Source organism: Mesorhizobium sp. M7A.F.Ca.CA.003.01.2.1 (genome assembly GCF_003998945.1).
In the GTDB taxonomy this organism is placed as follows: Bacteria; Pseudomonadota; Alphaproteobacteria; order Rhizobiales; family Rhizobiaceae; genus Mesorhizobium; species Mesorhizobium ciceri.
In genome coordinates, this window is the sequence record NZ_RZRA01000851.1 from 1,930 (window position 1) to 2,438 (window position 509).

Consider the following 509-nt stretch of genomic DNA (forward strand, 5'->3'; position numbering starts at 1 on the left):
CTTTTGGACGATGTCATGCGACCAGGCTCCTGCGCGAGGCCCGCCGTATCGGCGCCAAGTTCCCGCAGCATCCGCACCAGACTGTCGCCCGCCAGATCGGCGCCGATTACGGAAACGGGGACAGCGGCAGCGCCGAGCGAAACGATGTTGGCCACGACATTGCCGGCGCCGCCCATGGTCGAGGTCTCGCCGCGCCCATGCAGCACCGGGATCGGCGCTTCCGGCGAGATCCGCTCGATGACGCCGTTGACGAAACGATCGAGGATGAAGTCGCCGACCACCAGCACGGTGGCTTGGCCGAACCGCGCAATGGCGCGGTGCAATGGTTCTGGAGAAGGCGGATTGTGCTTGATCATGTCACTGGCAACGCGAGGGTAAGGCAAATCTCAATTGTGATGAAAATTGTCAATTTACGGGCCGGATCGTTCATGCCTGCCGATATACCGCAAATCCACGCAGCGCAACGTCAGGACATGACCCGCGACTGTCCGATGCGTCAGCTCTTCTGC

Annotated in this window: 1 pseudogene; it reads right to left on the reverse strand. The window is 61.9% G+C overall.

What is annotated here, in order from left to right:
* Positions 1–356 (reverse strand): annotated as a pseudogene (locus EN969_RS36305) (PfkB family carbohydrate kinase); the annotation flags it as partial.
* Positions 357–509: the final 153 nt, after the last annotated feature.